Raw genomic sequence first — 14,728 nt, 5'->3', positions numbered from 1 at the left:
TACCGTGCGCTTCCTCGATGGCCAGCAGCCGTCCCACGACCTGACCTATGACGACGTCTTCCTCGTTCCGGGCCGGTCATCCGTGGCCTCGCGGTTCGACGTCGACCTCACCACCGCCGACGGCTCCGGCGCCACGGTCCCGGTCGTCGCGGCCAACATGACCGCGGTCGCGGGCAGGCGGATGGCCGAGACCCTGGCCCGCCGGGGAGCGCTCACCGTGCTGCCGCAGGACGTCGCTTCCGACGCGGTCGCCGAGATCGTCGCCTGGATCAAGGAGCGGCACCCCGTCTGGGACACCCCGCTCGTACTCACAGCCGCCGACGCGGTGGCGGACGCGCTCAACCTGCTGTCCAAACGCGCCCACGGCGCGATCGTCGTGGTCGACGAGGACGGCCGACCGGTCGGCACGGTCGACGAGGCCGCCTGCGGCGGCGTCGACCGGTTCACGCGGCTGGGCGACGTGCTCGACCCCTCGCCGCTCACCCTGCCGATGGACACGCCGCCCCGTGAGGTGTTCGACGCGCTCGGCACGCGGCGGGTCGCCCTCGGCCTCGACGCGGACGGGCGCCTCGCGGGCCTGCTCACCGGGCTCGGGGCCCTGCGCTCGGCGATCTACTCCCCCACGCTCGACGCGCAGGGACGGCTGCGCACCGCGGCGGCGGTCGGCATCAACGGCGACGTCGCCGTCAAGGCCGCGGCGCTGCTGGAGGCGGGCGTCGACGTGCTGGTCGTCGACACCGCCCACGGTCACCAGGACAAGATGCTGGACGCTTTGCGGGCCGTCCGGAAGGTCGTCGCCGACGCGGGCTCGGCGGTACCGATCGTGGCAGGCAATGTGGTCACGGCCACGGGTGTGCGCGACCTCGCCGAGGCGGGTGCCGACATCATCAAGGTCGGCGTGGGCCCCGGTGCCATGTGCACCACCCGGATGATGACCGGCGTGGGGCGCCCCCAGTTCTCCGCGGTGCTGGAATGCGCCGCTGCGGGGCGCGACCACGGCGTCCGGATCTGGGCCGACGGCGGCGTGCGCCACCCGCGCGACGTCGCGCTCGCCCTCGCCGCCGGCGCGTCCGCCGTGATGATCGGGTCCTGGCTGGCCGGCACCTACGAGTCACCCGGCGACCTGCTGCGCGACGAGAACGGCCGCCCCTACAAGGAGTCGTTCGGGATGGCGTCCAAGCGCGCGGTCGGTGCCCGCACCCGCGGCGACGGCAGCTTCGACCGGGCCCGCAAGGCCCTGTTCGAGGAGGGCATCTCGAGCTCCAGGCAGCTGCTCGACCCCGCCCGCCCCGGCGTCGAGGACGTCCTCGACGGCATCTGTTCCGGGGTGCGCTCGGCGTGCACCTACGCCGGCGCCCGCGCCCTCGACGAGCTGCACGAGCGCGCGATGGTAGGCGTGCAGACCACGGCCGGCTTCACGGAAGGCACCCCGCACGGCCTGTAACCCGGCCCGCCCCCGCCCGGGGAGTTGCAGCAAAGCCACTTTCATGCAACGTAGTTGCGTGAAAGTGGCTTTGCTGCAATCCGTGACGAGCTACGCCGCCGGGCCCTCCAGCATCTCGGTCACCAGCGCGGCGATCGGGCTCCGCTCGCTGCGGGTGAGCGTGACGTGCGCGAAGAGCGGGTGGCCCTTCAGCTTCTCGATCACCGCCGCGACGCCGTCGTGCCGCCCGACGCGGAGGTTGTCGCGCTGCGCGACGTCATGGGTGAGCACCACCCGGGACGCCGTGCCCAGCCGGGAGAGCACCGTGAGCAGCACGTTGCGTTCCAGCGACTGCGCCTCGTCGACGATCACGAAGCTGTCGTGCAGCGAGCGCCCACGGATGTGCGTGAGCGGCAGCACCTCCAGCATGCCGCGGGCCATGACCTCCTCGAGCACGTTCTGGCTGACGACCGCACCGAGCGTGTCGAAGACGGCCTGCGCCCACGGCGCCATCTTCTCGCTCTCGTTGCCGGGCAGGTATCCCAGCTCCTGCCCGCCGACGGCGTAGAGCGGCCGGAAGACGACCACCTTGCGGTGCTGCTGGCGCTCCATCACCGCCTCCAGCCCCGCGCACAGCGCGAGCGCCGACTTCCCGGTGCCGGCCCGGCCACCCAGGGAGACGATCCCGATCTCGGGGTCGAGCAGCAGGTCCAGGGCGATGCGCTGCTCCGCCGAGCGCCCGTGCAGCCCGAAGGCCTCGCGGTCGCCGCGGATCAGGCGGACGCGCTTGTCGGACGTCACCCGGCCCAGGGCGGCCGAACCGCCGCCGGTGAGCCGCAAGCCCGTGTTGCACGGCAGGTCGCGCGCAGCGTCGTGGTCGATCACGCCGTCCCGGAACAGGGCGTCCACATCGGTGGACGTCACCTCCAGGTCGGTCATCCCCGTCCAGCCCGACGGCACCACGTCGAGCGCGTGGTACTCGTCGGCCTGCAGCCCGACGGCGGCCGCCTTCACGCGCAGCGGCATGTCCTTGCTGACGAGCACGACCTCACCCCGGCCGTCGAGCTTGCGCTCCGCGGCGAGGTTCAGCGCGCAGGCGAGGATGCGGCTGTCGTTGGAGTCGGTACGGAATCCGGCCGGGAGCACCTCCGGGTCCGTGTGGTTGAGCTCGACGTGCAGGGTGCCACCCACGGTGCCGATCGGCACCGGAGCGTCCAGGCGGCCGTACTCGATGCGGAGCTCGTCCAGCATGCGCAGTGCCGTGCGGGCGAACCACCCGAGTTCCGGGTGGTGCCGCTTGCCCTCGAGTTCGGTAATCACCACTAGCGGCAGGACGACCTCGTGCTCGTCGAACCGGGTCAGCGACCACGGGTCGGACAGCAGCACGGAGGTGTCGAGCACGTAGCAGCGGGTGGAATGCGAAGCGGGGGCAGTACGACGGTCGGTCACGAAGGCTCCTCGCTAGCGCTCGTCTCAGCCGAGTCCCGGGTCGTTCGAGGCGACACCGGGGGTACGGCCGACGATTGCTCCCTGGTGAGCGCGACACCGCGCCCACATCACCGTTGGGCCGGCGGGCCTTGGCCGGGGCGTTCCCGACGGCCTGGAGCTCGCCGCCGACCACGCCCGCGAGGGCCGGGTGCCGGCCCCCTCGGGTGCAAGTGACACCACGACCAGGGCCTCCCGAGCGGTCCGCATCGGGTACGGGCCGCTGACGAGAACGCTACCGGCGGTCACCCGGGTGCGGTCAACAGCAACAGCGTGTCGGCCTGAGACTTCGCAGTGAGAATTAACAGAACGGACTACCGCTCATCGCCCAATGAACACCGCCTGTCGTCAACGCTGCGGCATTTGTCCGTTTATCCGGACTTGGAGGTCGCTCGAGCCGGTGACAGACCGGGGCGAAGGTCACGAACCGAAGCGGCGGTGGCGCGCCGCGTAGTCACGCAGGGCGCGCAGGAAGTCGACTCGGCGGAACGCGGGCCAGTACGCCTCGCAGAACCAGAACTCCGAGTGAGCGGACTGCCACAGCAGGAAGCCGGAGAGCCGCTGTTCGCCCGACGTGCGGATCACCAGGTCCGGGTCCGGCTGGCCCGAGGTGTACAGGTGCGCCGCGATGTGGTCGACGTCCAGCACCTCGGCCAGCTCCTCGATCGAGGTGCCCGACTCGGCGTGCTGGAGCAGCAGCTTGCGGACGGCGTCGGCGATCTCCTGGCGCCCCCCGTAGCCGACGGCGATGTTCAGCTCCAGGCCGGGGCGTCCGACCGTGCGGGCCGCCGCGGCGGTGAGCCGGTGGGCCATGTCGCCCGGGAGCATCTCCAGCGCCCCGACGATCCGCAGCCGCCACCGGGCGGTGGGGCTGCTCAGCTCGTCGACGACGTTGGTGATGATCTCGAGCAGCGGCTCGAGCTCGTCCGCCGGCCGGTTGAGGTTGTCGGTCGACAGCAGCCACAGCGTGACGACCTCGACGCCGGCCTCGTCGCACCACTCGAGCAGATCGACGATCTTGGCGGCACCGACCCGGTGGCCGTCGTTGACGTCGGTGAAACCCTCGCCGCGCGCCCACCGCCGGTTCCCGTCGAGCATCAGTGCGACATGCCGCGGTCTCGCCGCCGTGCCCCTGCTCAACTCGTGGCTCAGCTTGCGTTCGTACAGCGAGTACAGCACGTCACGGACGCCCACGGGCCGTCAGCGTACGCCCGGCGCCACAGCCCCCTGCGGCGCACGGCCACTCCGGAAAACCGCATGGTGTTGTTCACAAACCGGTACACATGTGGAGCACTCGCCGTGCCGTAGCCTCGACGTGGTGAGCATGCGGACGGTCCCCGTGCCTCCCGGCGCGCCGCTGGTCAAGCCACGAATGCGCGGGTGGCTGCACTTCTGGTCGTTCACCGTGTCGATCGCTGCCTGTGCCACGCTGATCGCCGTCTCGGCGGCACTGGTGGGCAGGGGCGCCGCGCTGGCCACCTCGGTCTACAGCGTCACGATCCTGGGCCTGTTCGGCACCAGCGCGCTGTACCACCGCCGCACCTGGCGCACCCCGCGCAGCCGGGCCGTGATGCGCAGGCTCGACCATTCGATGATCTTCCTGTTCATCGCGGGCACCTACACCCCGGTCGCCGCGCTGGCGATGGACCCAGGCACCGCCCGCTGGGTCCTGATCGTGGTCTGGGCGGGCGCGCTCGCCGGCGTCGCGCTGAAGACGGTGTGGCCGCACGCCCCGGCGTGGGTCGGGGTGCCGATCTACATCGCGCTCGGCTGGGTCGCCGTGTTCGTGATCCCCGCCATGCTCAGAGGCGGCGGGGTCGCGGCGCTCGTGCTGCTCCTGACCGGCGGACTGCTCTACACGGTGGGCGCGGTGTTCTACGCCACCCGCAGGCCGAACCCGTGGCCCGCCACGTTCGGCTACCACGAGTTCTTCCATGCGGCCACGGTCCTCGCCGCGATCTGCCACTACATCGCGATCTGGCTCATCCTCTTCTGACCCGACCCCACCCGCCCCGCCCCGCGAGTCGCCCGTTCCGCGTCCGCGAGTCGCCCGCTTTGGGCGCGCGAGTCGCCCCCTCTGGGCGCGCGAGTCGCCCGTTTCGCGTGCGCGAGTCGCCGGTCCGGCGCGCGGTCAGGAGACGTCGCCGCCGGTGGGGCCCTTCGCCCGCAGCTCGTCGACCTTCGCCATCGCGTCACGCAGCTCGCCCAGCCACTCGTCGGCGTGCTGCCCGACGAGGCGCACGGCCCACGCCAGCGCGTCGGATCGTGACCGCGCGACGCCGGAGTCGACCAACGTGTCGAGCACGATGCGCTCCGGCTGACGCAGCCGCGTCATGACCGGAACGGACGCCACGGTGAACAGCTCGACGGTGTCGCCGAGGCGTGCACCCCAGGCCACCTTGCGCTGGTAGCGGTGCTCGGCCTGCCGGGCGATCTCGATGCGCTCCTCCCGAGTGCTCTCCCGGAACCGGGAGATGCGCCCGGCCACTGCCGCCGCGCGGTCGGCCCGGCCGGCCTCGGTGTCGGCGAACTCCCCCTCCAACGGCGGCAGCTCCCCGACGATGAGGATCTCCTCGCGGTCGACGGTCACCTCCGGCACAGCCACGAACCACCCATCGGGCAGCCGGCCCTGCAGCCAGGCCGACGCGTCCTCGGCACCGGGCAGGTCGGCCTGCTGCCAGCCACCCCGCCCCGGGCCGCGACCGCCTCGTCCGCCGGCCCCTGGCCACCCGCGGTGCATCCTTCCGGTCATCAACGCCACCTCCTGTGTGAACTGATTACGAGATTACACAGCAAGAGAGGTGAACGGGATGGTTTCACCGGGAGCGAACCGTGTAGGCGGGCGACTCGCGGAGCGAAAGCGGGGCGACTCGCGCACCCGAAGCGGGCGACTCGCGGAGCGGGAACGGGCGACTCGCGGGGGTGTGGGGGCTCGGCGCGGGTGGGGCGGGTGGAGGGGGTGGGTGGGGGTCAGGGGCGGAGGCCGAGGCCGGCGGTGAGTTCCTCGGCCGTCGACACGGGGCGGTCGCAGACGAAGCCACGGCAGACGTACGCCGCCGCCCCGCCGTCGACGAGGGGGCGGTCGGCCAGCAGCGGGACTCCTACCGCTCCGGGTTCGCCGGGGACGATGACGGTGCCCCCGGGTGCGATCCGGCGGGCGTGCGCGAGCAGGGCGTCCCGGGCCGGGTCGCCGTCGGCCCCGACGACCGCCACCTGCAGCGGCCCCCGGACCATCGCCTCGGCCGCGGTGAGCCAGTGCCCGGCGAACCGGGGGTGGTGCTCGGCCAGCGTGCCCGCGCCGCGCAGGCCGGCCTCCGCCGCCTCGCGGTACCGGGCTGGGTCCTCCACCAGCACCGACGCCGTGAGCAGGGCGGAGACGAGCGCGGAACTGCCGCAGGGCGTGGCGTTGTCGGTGAACTCGCGCGGCCGGTGCAGCAGCGCCTCCGCATCGTCGGCGGTGTCGTAGAAGGCGCCCGGGCGCTCCGGGTCGGCGAAGTGCTCGAGCGCGATGTCGAGCACGTGCGTGGCCGCGGTGAGCCACCGCGCGGCGCCCGTGGCCTGGTGCAGCGCGAGCAGCGCCTCGGCCAGGGAACCGTGGTCCTCCAGCACGCCCGCGGCGTGGCCCACCACGCCGTCGCGCGACGAACGGCGCAGCCGCCCGTCCACCATGTGCAGGCGCAGCAGGAGGTCGGCCGCCTCGGCCGCGGCGTCGACCCAGTGCGTGCGGCCGAACGCGGCGCCGCCCTCGGCGAGGGCGAGGATCGCCATCCCGTTCCAGGACGTGATCACCTTCTCGTCCCGGGCAGGCTGGGGCCGGGTGTTGCGTGACACGAGCAGCGCGGCCCTGATCCGCTCCCAGCGCTCGGGGTCGTCGGGGTCGATCAGCAGCTGCAGGGTGGACGAGCCGTGCTCGAACGTGCCGCCGTCGGTGACCGTCAGCTGGCCCGCCGCCCAGATCCCGTCGTCGTCGCCGAGCACGTCGCGCAGCTGCTGCGGGGTCCACGCATAGGTGAGGCCCTCGACGCCGTCGGTGTCGGCGTCGAGGGCCGACGCGAAGCCACCCTCGGCGGTCCTCAGGTCGCGGAGCAGGAACGCGGCGGTCTCCTCGGCGATGCGCCGGGGCAGCGCCGCTCCGGTGAGCCGCGCGAGGTGGGCGTAGACGCGCAGCAGGAGCCCGTTGTCGTAGAGCATCTTCTCGAAGTGCGGCACGACCCACTCGGCGTCGACGCTGTAGCGGGCGAACCCACCGGCGAGCTGGTCGTACATCCCGCCGCGGGCCATGCGCTCGCACGTGAGGACGACGGGGCGCAGCGCGCTGTCGGAACCGGTGCGCTCGTGGTTGCGCAGCAGGAACTCCAGCACCATCGACGGCGGGAACTTCGGGGCGCCCCCGAACCCGCCGGCGCGCTCGTCGAACAGCTCCGTGAGGGTGGCCGCGGCCCGGTCCAGGGAGTCCGGCTCGACGGCTGAGGGCGGCAGGGCCGCGGCCGCGCTGTCGGCCAGCCGGGCCGCGATCTCGCCCGCCGAGCGACGGACGCGCTCGCCGTCGTCCCGCCACGCACGCGTGACGGCGTCGAGGAGCTGGCGGAACGCCGGCATGCCGTGGCGCGGGGTCGGCGGGTAGTAGGTGCCGCAGTGGAACGGCTCGCCCGCCGGGGTGAGGAAGCAGGTCATCGGCCAGCCACCCTGACCGGTCAGGGCCTGGGTGGCCGACATGTAGACGGCGTCGATGTCCGGGCGCTCCTCGCGGTCGACCTTGACCGCGACGAAGTCCGCGTTCATCTGCTTGGCGGTGGCCTCGTCCTCGAACGACTCGTGGGCCATGACGTGGCACCAGTGGCAGGCCGCGTAGCCCACCGACAGCAGCACCGGAACGTCCCGGCGGGCCGCCTCGGCGAACGCCTCGTCGGACCACTCCCACCAGTCGACAGGGTTGTCGGCGTGCTGGAGCAGGTACGGGCTGGTGGCGACGGAGAGCCGGTTCGGCATGTCACCAGCCTGTCAGGGCCGGCCGCCCCCGGCATCCTCTGGGCGACGCCCGGCCGGGCTCACACCGCGCTCGGTGCCGGCCTTCTCACCGGGGCCGTCGGGCGTCTCGCCGGGCCGGTCCTCGGCCGTCTCGTCGACCGGATCGAAGCTCGGCGGCAGCCGCTTGAGACGTTTGGTCATCGACCGGATCAGCACGGCCGTGACGATCGCCAGCACGACGATGACCACGAGCGCGATCGGCGACGCCTCACCGAACTCGGGGCCCTTGCCCGGCGGTGGCGCCGGGTCCTGCGCCAGCACCGTGACGACCGCGGGCATGACGGGAGCCGCGCCACCCTGACCGATCAGGAGCGGCCCGATCAGGAACGGCACGGCCGCCAGCGGACTCACGGCCTGAACGATACGCGCCGGTCAGACGGCGGGTCGCACCGCCACCCCCGCCTCGATACCGGCGAACAGGTCGTCCTCCGGCTCGGGCGTGTCGACGAAGCTGCGCGCCAGTTCGTACTCCTCGAACGGCCACACCTCGCGCTGGATGTCGAGCGGGATGATGAACCAGCGGTCGGTCGGGGAGATCTGCGTGGCGTGTGCGAGAAGGGCCTTGTCGCGCACGTCGAACCAGTCGGCACACTCCACGCGGGTGGTGACGCGCTCACCGGGATCGCGGCGGCCCTCGGGCCACTTGGTCAGCATCTCGGCGTAGGGCGACTCGAGGCCGCGCGAGGTGAGTGCCTCGTGGAGCGCCGCCAGCCGAGTGCGTGAGAAGCCGTGGGAGTAGTAGAGCTTCAGCGGCTGCCACGGTGCACCGGTGCCGGGGAAGCGGTCGGGGTCGCCTGCCGCGTCGAAGGCCGCCACGGAGATCTCGTGGCAGCGGATGTGGTCCGGGTGCGGGTAGCCGCCCGTCTCGTCGTAGGTGACGACGACGTGCGGTCGGAACTCGCGGATCAGGGCCACGAGCGGCTTGGTGGCGACGTCGAGGTCCTGCAGCGCGAAGCACCCCTCCGGAAGCGGCGGCATGGGGTCGCCTTCCGGGAGCCCCGAGTCGACGAACCCGAGCCAGCGGTGCTGCACGCCGAGGATCTCGGCCGCGCGGGCCATCTCGGCGCGCCGGACCGCGGGGAGGTCGTCGAGCACCCCGGGACGGTCCATGGCCGGGTTGAGGATGCTCCCGGCCTCCCCGCCGGTGCAGGTGACGACCATGACCTCATGGCCTTCCGAGACGTAACGAGCGCTGGTGGCAGCGCCCTTGCTGGACTCGTCGTCGGGGTGGGCGTGCACTGTCATGAGCCGTAGTGGTCCGCCGCTGTACGGAGCAAGAGAGGACATGGGGGTCGGGCGGTCCTTCCGGGATGAACGGAACGGTTCAGAGGAACGTGCCGGGTCCCGATGGTGGCAGATCACCCCGACACTCCTTTCCTCCCCTGGTCAACACCGTTGACGCGCCAGTGCTTCCCCTCCGATTGGTGCGCGCCGCCACCTTGTGACGGGTAAGGTCACCCGCGGCACCGGATGGTCGACACCCCGTTGGGCTCTACCACACGCCCAAGGCGGGGAGTCCGGTCACGGTGAGCGGTCACCGGGGCGCCTGCGGGGTACGGCTCGTGCGCGACACAGCAGCTTCGCGGGGCCGTTGACCTGCGGTGATGAGACCTCCGGGAACTTCTCGAACACCCCAACCGTTCGTCGAATGGCTGCGACGAGCGGCTGCCACCGTGTTACCGTTGCCCGCACACGGCCCGCAGGCGGGTCGTGTTTTTCCTTACTCGGGGCTATGCCGCCCACGAGACCGGGGCCGCGCTGCCGGCGGACCTCGTTCCCCGCGGGCGAACGGTCCGTGGCTGCATGGACCTGGACAGGCTGGAGGAGTGATGACCGTGACGGACACCCAGGTGACCTGGCTGACCCAGGATGCCTACGACCGGCTCAAGCAGGAACTCGACGAGCTGATCGCCAACCGCCCCGTCATCGCTGCCGAGATCAACGCCCGCCGCGAGGAGGGTGACCTCAAGGAGAACGGCGGCTACCACGCCGCGCGCGAGGAGCAGGGCCAGCAGGAGGCGCGCATCCGCCAGCTCCAGGAGCTCCTGCGCACGGCGCACGTGGGCACGCCGCCCACGTCCTCCGACGTCGCCGCCCCCGGCATGGTGCTGAAGATCCGGTACGACGACGAGGACTCTGAGACCGTGCTGCTGGGCTCCCGTGAAGAGGGCAGCCACGGCGACCTGCAGGTGATCTCGCCGAACTCGCCGCTCGGGGCCGCACTGCTCGGCGCGCGTGCCGGCGAGACGCGGGAGTACCAGCTGCCCGACGGCGGCAACATGAAGGTCTCGCTGGTCTCCGCGGAGCCGTTCCGGGGCTGACCCACAGCCTGCTCGACCACACACTGCCCGGCTCCGGCCGAGCAGGCTTCAGCGCGGGCCGGCCACCTCGACGACGGCGTGGCCGGCACTGCGCAGTGCCTGCACCAGCTCGGTGCAGTGTTCGGTGCCTCTGGTCTCGAGCGCCAGCGCCACCTCCACCTCACCGAGTGGCAGCGTGCCCGAGATCCGCGAGTGCTCGACGTCGAGCACGTTGGCGCCGAGCGAGCCCACGTGGGCGAGCAGCTCGGCGAGTGCGCCGGGCCGGTCGCCCACCCGTACCCGCAGCGACAGGTAGCGGGCCGCAGAGGCCATGCCGTGCTGGATCACGTGCAGCAGTACGAGGGGATCCACGTTGCCCCCGGAGAGCACGGCCACCGCGGGCGTGGCGAACCGGCGCGGGTGCTCGAGCAACGCGGCCACCGCGGCGGCGCCTGCCGGTTCGACCAGCAGCTTCGCCCGCTCGAGGCAGTGCAGCAGGGCCCGGGACAGCGCATCGTCGTCGACGGTGAGGATCTCGTCGACGAGGGCTGCCACCTGCGAGAAAGTGACCTTTCCCGGCTGTCCGACGGCGATCCCGTCGGCGATCGTGCGCATCGAGGCGAGCGCGGTGGGCACGCCGGCCGCGAGCGACGCCGGCCAGGCCGCCGCCCCCGCCGCCTGCACCCCCACCACCGCGACGTCGGGCCGCTGGGCCTTCACGGCTGCGGCGATGCCGCCGAGCAGCCCACCGCCACCGGTGCACACGAGCACGGTGCGCACGTCCGGCACCTGCTCGAGCAGCTCCAGGCCGACCGTGCCCTGCCCGGCAATGATGTCCGGGTGGTCGAACGGGTGGACGAACACGGCCCCGGTGCGCTCCGCGAACTCGGTGGCCGCGGCGATGCTTCCGTCGATGTGCTCGCCGACGAGGTGCACCCGGGCGCCGTAGCCGCGTGTGGCGCCGACCTTCGGGATCGCCGCCTGCTCGGGCATGAACACCGTGGCCTCGATGCCGAGCATCTGGGCGGCCAGCGCCACCCCCTGGGCGTGGTTGCCCGCGCTCGCGGCCACCACTCCGCGGGCGCGCTGCTCGTCGTCGAGGCGGGCGATGCGGGTGTAGGCGCCACGGATCTTGAACGATCCGGTGCGCTGCAGGTTCTCGCACTTCAGCCACACCGGCCCGCCGCACAGCTCGCTCAGCGCACGCGAACCGGCCATCGGGGTGGGCGCGACGACCCCGCGCAGTAGCTCCTGGGCGCTGCGGACGTCTGCCAACCCGACGGGCGGCGAGGCGATGGGACCGGCGGTGACCATGCGTCCATCCTCGCACCGTGGGAGCGACCGTCGGCGTCCCCCGGGTAACCTGTGGACAGATGGTGGGCGGCGCTCCGAGGGCGCCACGGGCAGGGAGGTCGGATGACTCGGCTGCGGGCCGTGGCTCCACTGCTCGTTGCCGCGGTGCTGGCAGCGGTGGCGGTGGCCACCGTCGAGGGTGCCGGGTGCGACGACCCGGGCCGCTACGAGCTCGGTGTCAACGGCTACGAGCTCGTGGGAGGCTGCATCGCCCCCGGCGACCTCGTGGTGCCCGAACCAGGCCAGCAGCCCCCGGCGCCCACGGAGCTGGGCACCCCGGCGAAGAGCTGATCCGCCCGGTCAGCGGGTGGCGGCGGCCAGCGCCTGCCTGAGGTCCTCCACCAGGTCCTCGACGTCCTCGATGCCCACCGAGAGGCGCACCAGGTTGTCGGGCACCTCCAGGACCGAGCCGGCCACGGACGCGTGCGTCATGGCACCGGGGTGCTCGATCAGCGACTCGACACCGCCGAGCGACTCGGCCAGCGTGAAGATCTCCGTGGCCGCGCACACGCGCAGAGCCGCCTCGCGGCCACCCGCCACGGTGAAGGACACCATCCCGCCGAACCGGCGCATCTGCTTCGCCGCGACCTCGTGTCCCGGGTGCTCGGGCAGGCCGGGGTAGAGCACGCTCTCCACGCCCTTCTGCCCGGTGAGCAGCTCCGCCACGCGCTCCGCGTTGTCGCTGTGGCGCTCCATCCGCACCGCGAGGGTCTTGGCCCCGCGCAGCGTGAGCCACGCGTCGAACGGCCCCGGGACCGACCCGACGGAGTTCTGGGTGAGGCGCAGCTTCTCGGCCAGCTCCTCGTCGCTCGTGACCAGCGCGCCGCCGACCACGTCGGAGTGGCCACCGACGTACTTGGTGGTGGAGTGCAGCACCACGTCGGCGCCGAGGCCGAGCGGGTTCTGCAGGTAGGGCGAGGCGAAGGTGTTGTCCACGACGAGCCGCGCGCCTGCGGACCGCGCGACGTCGGCGAGCGCCGCGATGTCGGCGATCCCCAGCAGGGGGTTGGTGGGCGTCTCGCACCAGATGACGCGGGTGGTGGGCCGGAGCGCGGCGCGCAGCGCGTCGACATCGGCGAGATCGGCCGGGGTGTACTCGATGCCCCACGGCGCCAGCACCTTGTCGACGAGCCGGAACGTGCCGCCGTACGCGTCGTGCGGGATCACGATGTGGTCGCCGGGGCGCAGCAGCACCCGCAGCAGGACGTCGGACGCGCCCATGCCGGAACCGAACGCGAGCGCGTGCCGTCCGCCTTCGAGGGCGGCGAGACACTCCTGCAGGGCCGTGCGGGTGGGGTTGGCGCTGCGCGAGTACTCGTAGCCGCCACGTAGCCCGCCCACCCCGTCCTGGGCGAAGGTGGACGACTGGTGGATCGGCGTGATCACCGCACCGGTCGTCGGGTCCGGCTCCTGGCCGGCGTGGATGGCGTTGGTGGAGAAGCCGCGCATGAGAGCACGCTACGCGGACCGCGACCGGCCGAGCCGCGCGGTAGCCCCCTGTTGCAGCAAAGCCACGTTCATGCCACCCGGTTGCGTGAAAGTGGCTTTGCTGCAACGAGCGGCCGCAGTTCAGCTGCCCAGGAACGCCAGCACGTCGGAGCGGGTCACGACACCGGCCGGCTTGCCGTCCACGAGCACCAGCGCGGCGTCGGCCGTGGCGAACGCGCTCATTGCCGTGTCCAGCGCCTCGCCCGCACCGATGGTGGGCAGCGGCGGGGACATGTGCTTCTCCAGCCGGTCCGACAGCTGCGCGCGGCCGGTGAACAGCGAGTCGAGCAGGTCGCGCTCGACCACCGCGCCCGCCACCTCCGCCGCCATCACGGGCGGCTCGGCCCGGACGACCGGCATCTGCGAGACGCCGAACTCGCGCAGGTACTGCACGGCGTCGGCCACGGTCTCGTTCGGGTGGGCGTGCACGAGGGCGGGGATCGCGCCGTCCTTGCGGCGGAGCACGTCACCCACGGTGGCGCCCTGCGCCGGGGGCAGGAAGCCGTAGCTCGCCATCCAGGAGTCGTTGAAGACCTTGCCGAGGTAGCCGCGGCCGCCGTCGGGCAGGAGCACGACGACCACCGCGTCCGCCGGGAGGTCGCGGGCGACGACCAGCGCCGCCGCCACCGCCATCCCGCACGAGCCACCGACGAGCAGCGCCTCCTCGCGGGCGAGCCGGCGGGTCATGTGGAACGAGTCGGCGTCGGAGACCGCGACGATCCGGTCGCAGATGTCCTTGTCGTAGGTGGTGGGCCAGAAGTCCTCGCCGACGCCCTCCACCAGGTAGGGCCGGCCGCCGCCACCGCTGTAGACGGAGCCCTCGGGATCGGCGCCGATCACCTGGACCCGGCCCGCGGAGACCTCCTTCAGGTAGCGCCCCGTGCCGCTGATGGTGCCGCCGGTGCCGATGCCGGCCACGAAGTGGGTGATCCGGCCCTCGGTCTGCTCCCAGATCTCCGGTCCCGTGCCGAGGTAGTGCGACTCGGGGTTGTTCACGTTGGCGTACTGGTTGGGCTTCCAGGCGCCCTCGATCTCGCTGACCAGCCGGTCGGAGACCCGGTAGTAGGAGTCCGGGTGGTCGGGCTCGACGGCGGTGGGGCAGACCACGACCTCGGCGCCGTAGGCGCGCAGCACGTTGCGCTTGTCGTCGCTCACTTTGTCGGGACAGACGAAGACGCAGCTGTAGCCCTTGCGCTGGGCGATCATGGCGAGGCCGACGCCGGTGTTGCCCGACGTCGGCTCGACGATCGTGCCGCCGGGCCGCAGCTCACCGGCCGCCTCGGCCGCCTCCACCATCCGCAGCGCGATGCGGTCCTTCACGCTGCCGCCGGGGTTGAAGTACTCCACCTTCGCGAGGACGGGCGCGGCGACGCCCTCCGCTACCGTGCCGAGCCGGACGAGCGGAGTGTTCCCGACCAGGTCGGCGACGTGCTCGACATAACGCATGGCTCCATGCTCCCACCCTGCCGCCGAACGGTCGGTGGACACCGCGCATCGGCCGCCCGACGGGCGAGGCGCCGCCCGGGGCCCACCACGCAAGGTCGTTGCGCTCTCAGCCGTCCGGCCGATCGGGAGTACAAAACGTGGCGAACGGACTAGTCTTCGTCAGCACGGACAAACCTCACCCGGCTGAGCGTGCAGCGGCCGGTTG

Annotated in this window: 13 protein-coding genes; 4 read left to right on the top strand and 9 right to left on the bottom strand. The window is 72.4% G+C overall.

Annotation, left to right across the window (positions count from 1 at the left end; all coding sequences use genetic code 11):
* Positions 1-4: 4 nt before the first annotated feature.
* Positions 5-1,444, top strand: a complete 1,440-nt coding sequence (locus ACQPZA_RS04255; protein WP_433278546.1) for a GuaB1 family IMP dehydrogenase-related protein — start codon at positions 5-7, stop codon at positions 1,442-1,444.
* A 90-nt stretch (positions 1,445-1,534) separates the two neighbouring features.
* Here ACQPZA_RS04255 and ACQPZA_RS04250 read toward each other — a convergent pair whose 3' ends face one another.
* Positions 1,535-2,872, bottom strand: coding sequence for a PhoH family protein (locus tag ACQPZA_RS04250; RefSeq protein ID WP_312859538.1), 1,338 nt, complete (start codon positions 2,870-2,872; stop codon positions 1,535-1,537).
* Positions 2,873-3,328: 456 nt separating this feature from the next.
* Positions 3,329-4,084 (bottom strand): isoprenyl transferase, encoded by a 756-nt coding sequence (locus tag ACQPZA_RS04245; RefSeq protein WP_211175213.1) that lies wholly within the window; start codon positions 4,082-4,084, stop codon positions 3,329-3,331.
* 148 nt (positions 4,085-4,232) lie between these two features.
* On the opposite strand from ACQPZA_RS04245, the gene trhA reads away from it, so the two are divergent.
* The gene (gene trhA, locus ACQPZA_RS04240) at positions 4,233-4,904 is read left to right on the top strand and encodes a PAQR family membrane homeostasis protein TrhA (protein ID WP_433282672.1); all 672 of its coding nucleotides are present in this window, start codon (positions 4,233-4,235) and stop codon (positions 4,902-4,904) included.
* A 135-nt stretch (positions 4,905-5,039) separates the two neighbouring features.
* Here trhA and ACQPZA_RS04235 read toward each other — a convergent pair whose 3' ends face one another.
* The 4 genes from ACQPZA_RS04235 to mca all read right to left on the bottom strand — a co-directional run bounded on the left by ACQPZA_RS04235 (position 5,040) and on the right by mca (position 9,181).
* Positions 5,040-5,660 carry a hypothetical protein gene (locus ACQPZA_RS04235; protein ID WP_425563876.1) on the bottom strand — a complete coding sequence of 207 codons (621 nt, stop codon included), beginning with the start codon at positions 5,658-5,660 and terminating at the stop codon, positions 5,040-5,042.
* A 218-nt stretch (positions 5,661-5,878) separates the two neighbouring features.
* On the bottom strand, positions 5,879-7,897 hold the full coding sequence (locus tag ACQPZA_RS04230; RefSeq protein WP_433278543.1) for a thioredoxin domain-containing protein: 2,019 nt from the start codon (positions 7,895-7,897) through the stop codon (positions 5,879-5,881).
* A gap of 12 nt (positions 7,898-7,909) precedes the next feature.
* Positions 7,910-8,287 (bottom strand): hypothetical protein, encoded by a 378-nt coding sequence (locus ACQPZA_RS04225; RefSeq protein ID WP_433278541.1) that lies wholly within the window; start codon positions 8,285-8,287, stop codon positions 7,910-7,912.
* 21 nt (positions 8,288-8,308) lie between these two features.
* A complete protein-coding gene (mca, locus tag ACQPZA_RS04220) occupies positions 8,309-9,181 on the bottom strand; it encodes a mycothiol conjugate amidase Mca (protein ID WP_433278539.1) in 873 nt (290 codons plus the stop codon).
* 590 nt (positions 9,182-9,771) lie between these two features.
* Here mca and greA point away from each other — a divergent pair.
* The gene (gene greA / locus ACQPZA_RS04215) at positions 9,772-10,257 is read left to right on the top strand and encodes a transcription elongation factor GreA (RefSeq protein WP_312859528.1); all 486 of its coding nucleotides are present in this window, start codon (positions 9,772-9,774) and stop codon (positions 10,255-10,257) included.
* A gap of 48 nt (positions 10,258-10,305) precedes the next feature.
* Here the strand turns inward: greA and ilvA are convergent, their stop codons facing one another.
* Positions 10,306-11,550, bottom strand: coding sequence for a threonine ammonia-lyase (gene ilvA, locus ACQPZA_RS04210; RefSeq protein WP_433278537.1), 1,245 nt, complete (start codon positions 11,548-11,550; stop codon positions 10,306-10,308).
* Between the two features lie 102 nt (positions 11,551-11,652).
* On the opposite strand from ilvA, the gene ACQPZA_RS04205 reads away from it, so the two are divergent.
* On the top strand, positions 11,653-11,880 hold the full coding sequence (locus tag ACQPZA_RS04205) for a hypothetical protein (RefSeq protein WP_169399775.1): 228 nt from the start codon (positions 11,653-11,655) through the stop codon (positions 11,878-11,880).
* A gap of 9 nt (positions 11,881-11,889) precedes the next feature.
* Here ACQPZA_RS04205 and ACQPZA_RS04200 read toward each other — a convergent pair whose 3' ends face one another.
* The gene (locus ACQPZA_RS04200) at positions 11,890-13,038 is read right to left on the bottom strand and encodes a cystathionine gamma-synthase (RefSeq protein ID WP_433278535.1); all 1,149 of its coding nucleotides are present in this window, start codon (positions 13,036-13,038) and stop codon (positions 11,890-11,892) included.
* A 120-nt stretch (positions 13,039-13,158) separates the two neighbouring features.
* Positions 13,159-14,523 carry a cystathionine beta-synthase gene (locus ACQPZA_RS04195; protein WP_433278533.1) on the bottom strand — a complete coding sequence of 455 codons (1,365 nt, stop codon included), beginning with the start codon at positions 14,521-14,523 and terminating at the stop codon, positions 13,159-13,161.
* Positions 14,524-14,728 lie beyond the last annotated feature (205 nt).

Origin of the sequence: Pseudonocardia xinjiangensis, from assembly GCF_050948425.1 — a bacterium.
GTDB classification, from domain to species: Bacteria; Actinomycetota; Actinomycetes; order Mycobacteriales; family Pseudonocardiaceae; genus Pseudonocardia; species Pseudonocardia xinjiangensis.
This window is presented reverse-complemented; position numbering and strand designations above follow the sequence as displayed.

Coding starts and splice junctions, on each gene's coding strand:
- ACQPZA_RS04200 (WP_433278535.1), bottom strand. CDS start 13,038: ATGCGCGGCTTCTCCACCAACGCCATCCACGCCGGCCAGGAGCCGGAC.
- ilvA (WP_433278537.1), bottom strand. CDS start 11,550: ATGGTCACCGCCGGTCCCATCGCCTCGCCGCCCGTCGGGTTGGCAGAC.
- ACQPZA_RS04205 (WP_169399775.1), top strand. CDS start 11,653: ATGACTCGGCTGCGGGCCGTGGCTCCACTGCTCGTTGCCGCGGTGCTG.
- ACQPZA_RS04235 (WP_425563876.1), bottom strand. CDS start 5,660: ATGACCGGAAGGATGCACCGCGGGTGGCCAGGGGCCGGCGGACGAGGC.
- ACQPZA_RS04195 (WP_433278533.1), bottom strand. CDS start 14,523: ATGCGTTATGTCGAGCACGTCGCCGACCTGGTCGGGAACACTCCGCTC.
- ACQPZA_RS04230 (WP_433278543.1), bottom strand. CDS start 7,897: ATGCCGAACCGGCTCTCCGTCGCCACCAGCCCGTACCTGCTCCAGCAC.
- trhA (WP_433282672.1), top strand. CDS start 4,233: ATGCGGACGGTCCCCGTGCCTCCCGGCGCGCCGCTGGTCAAGCCACGA.
- mca (WP_433278539.1), bottom strand. CDS start 9,181: ATGACAGTGCACGCCCACCCCGACGACGAGTCCAGCAAGGGCGCTGCC.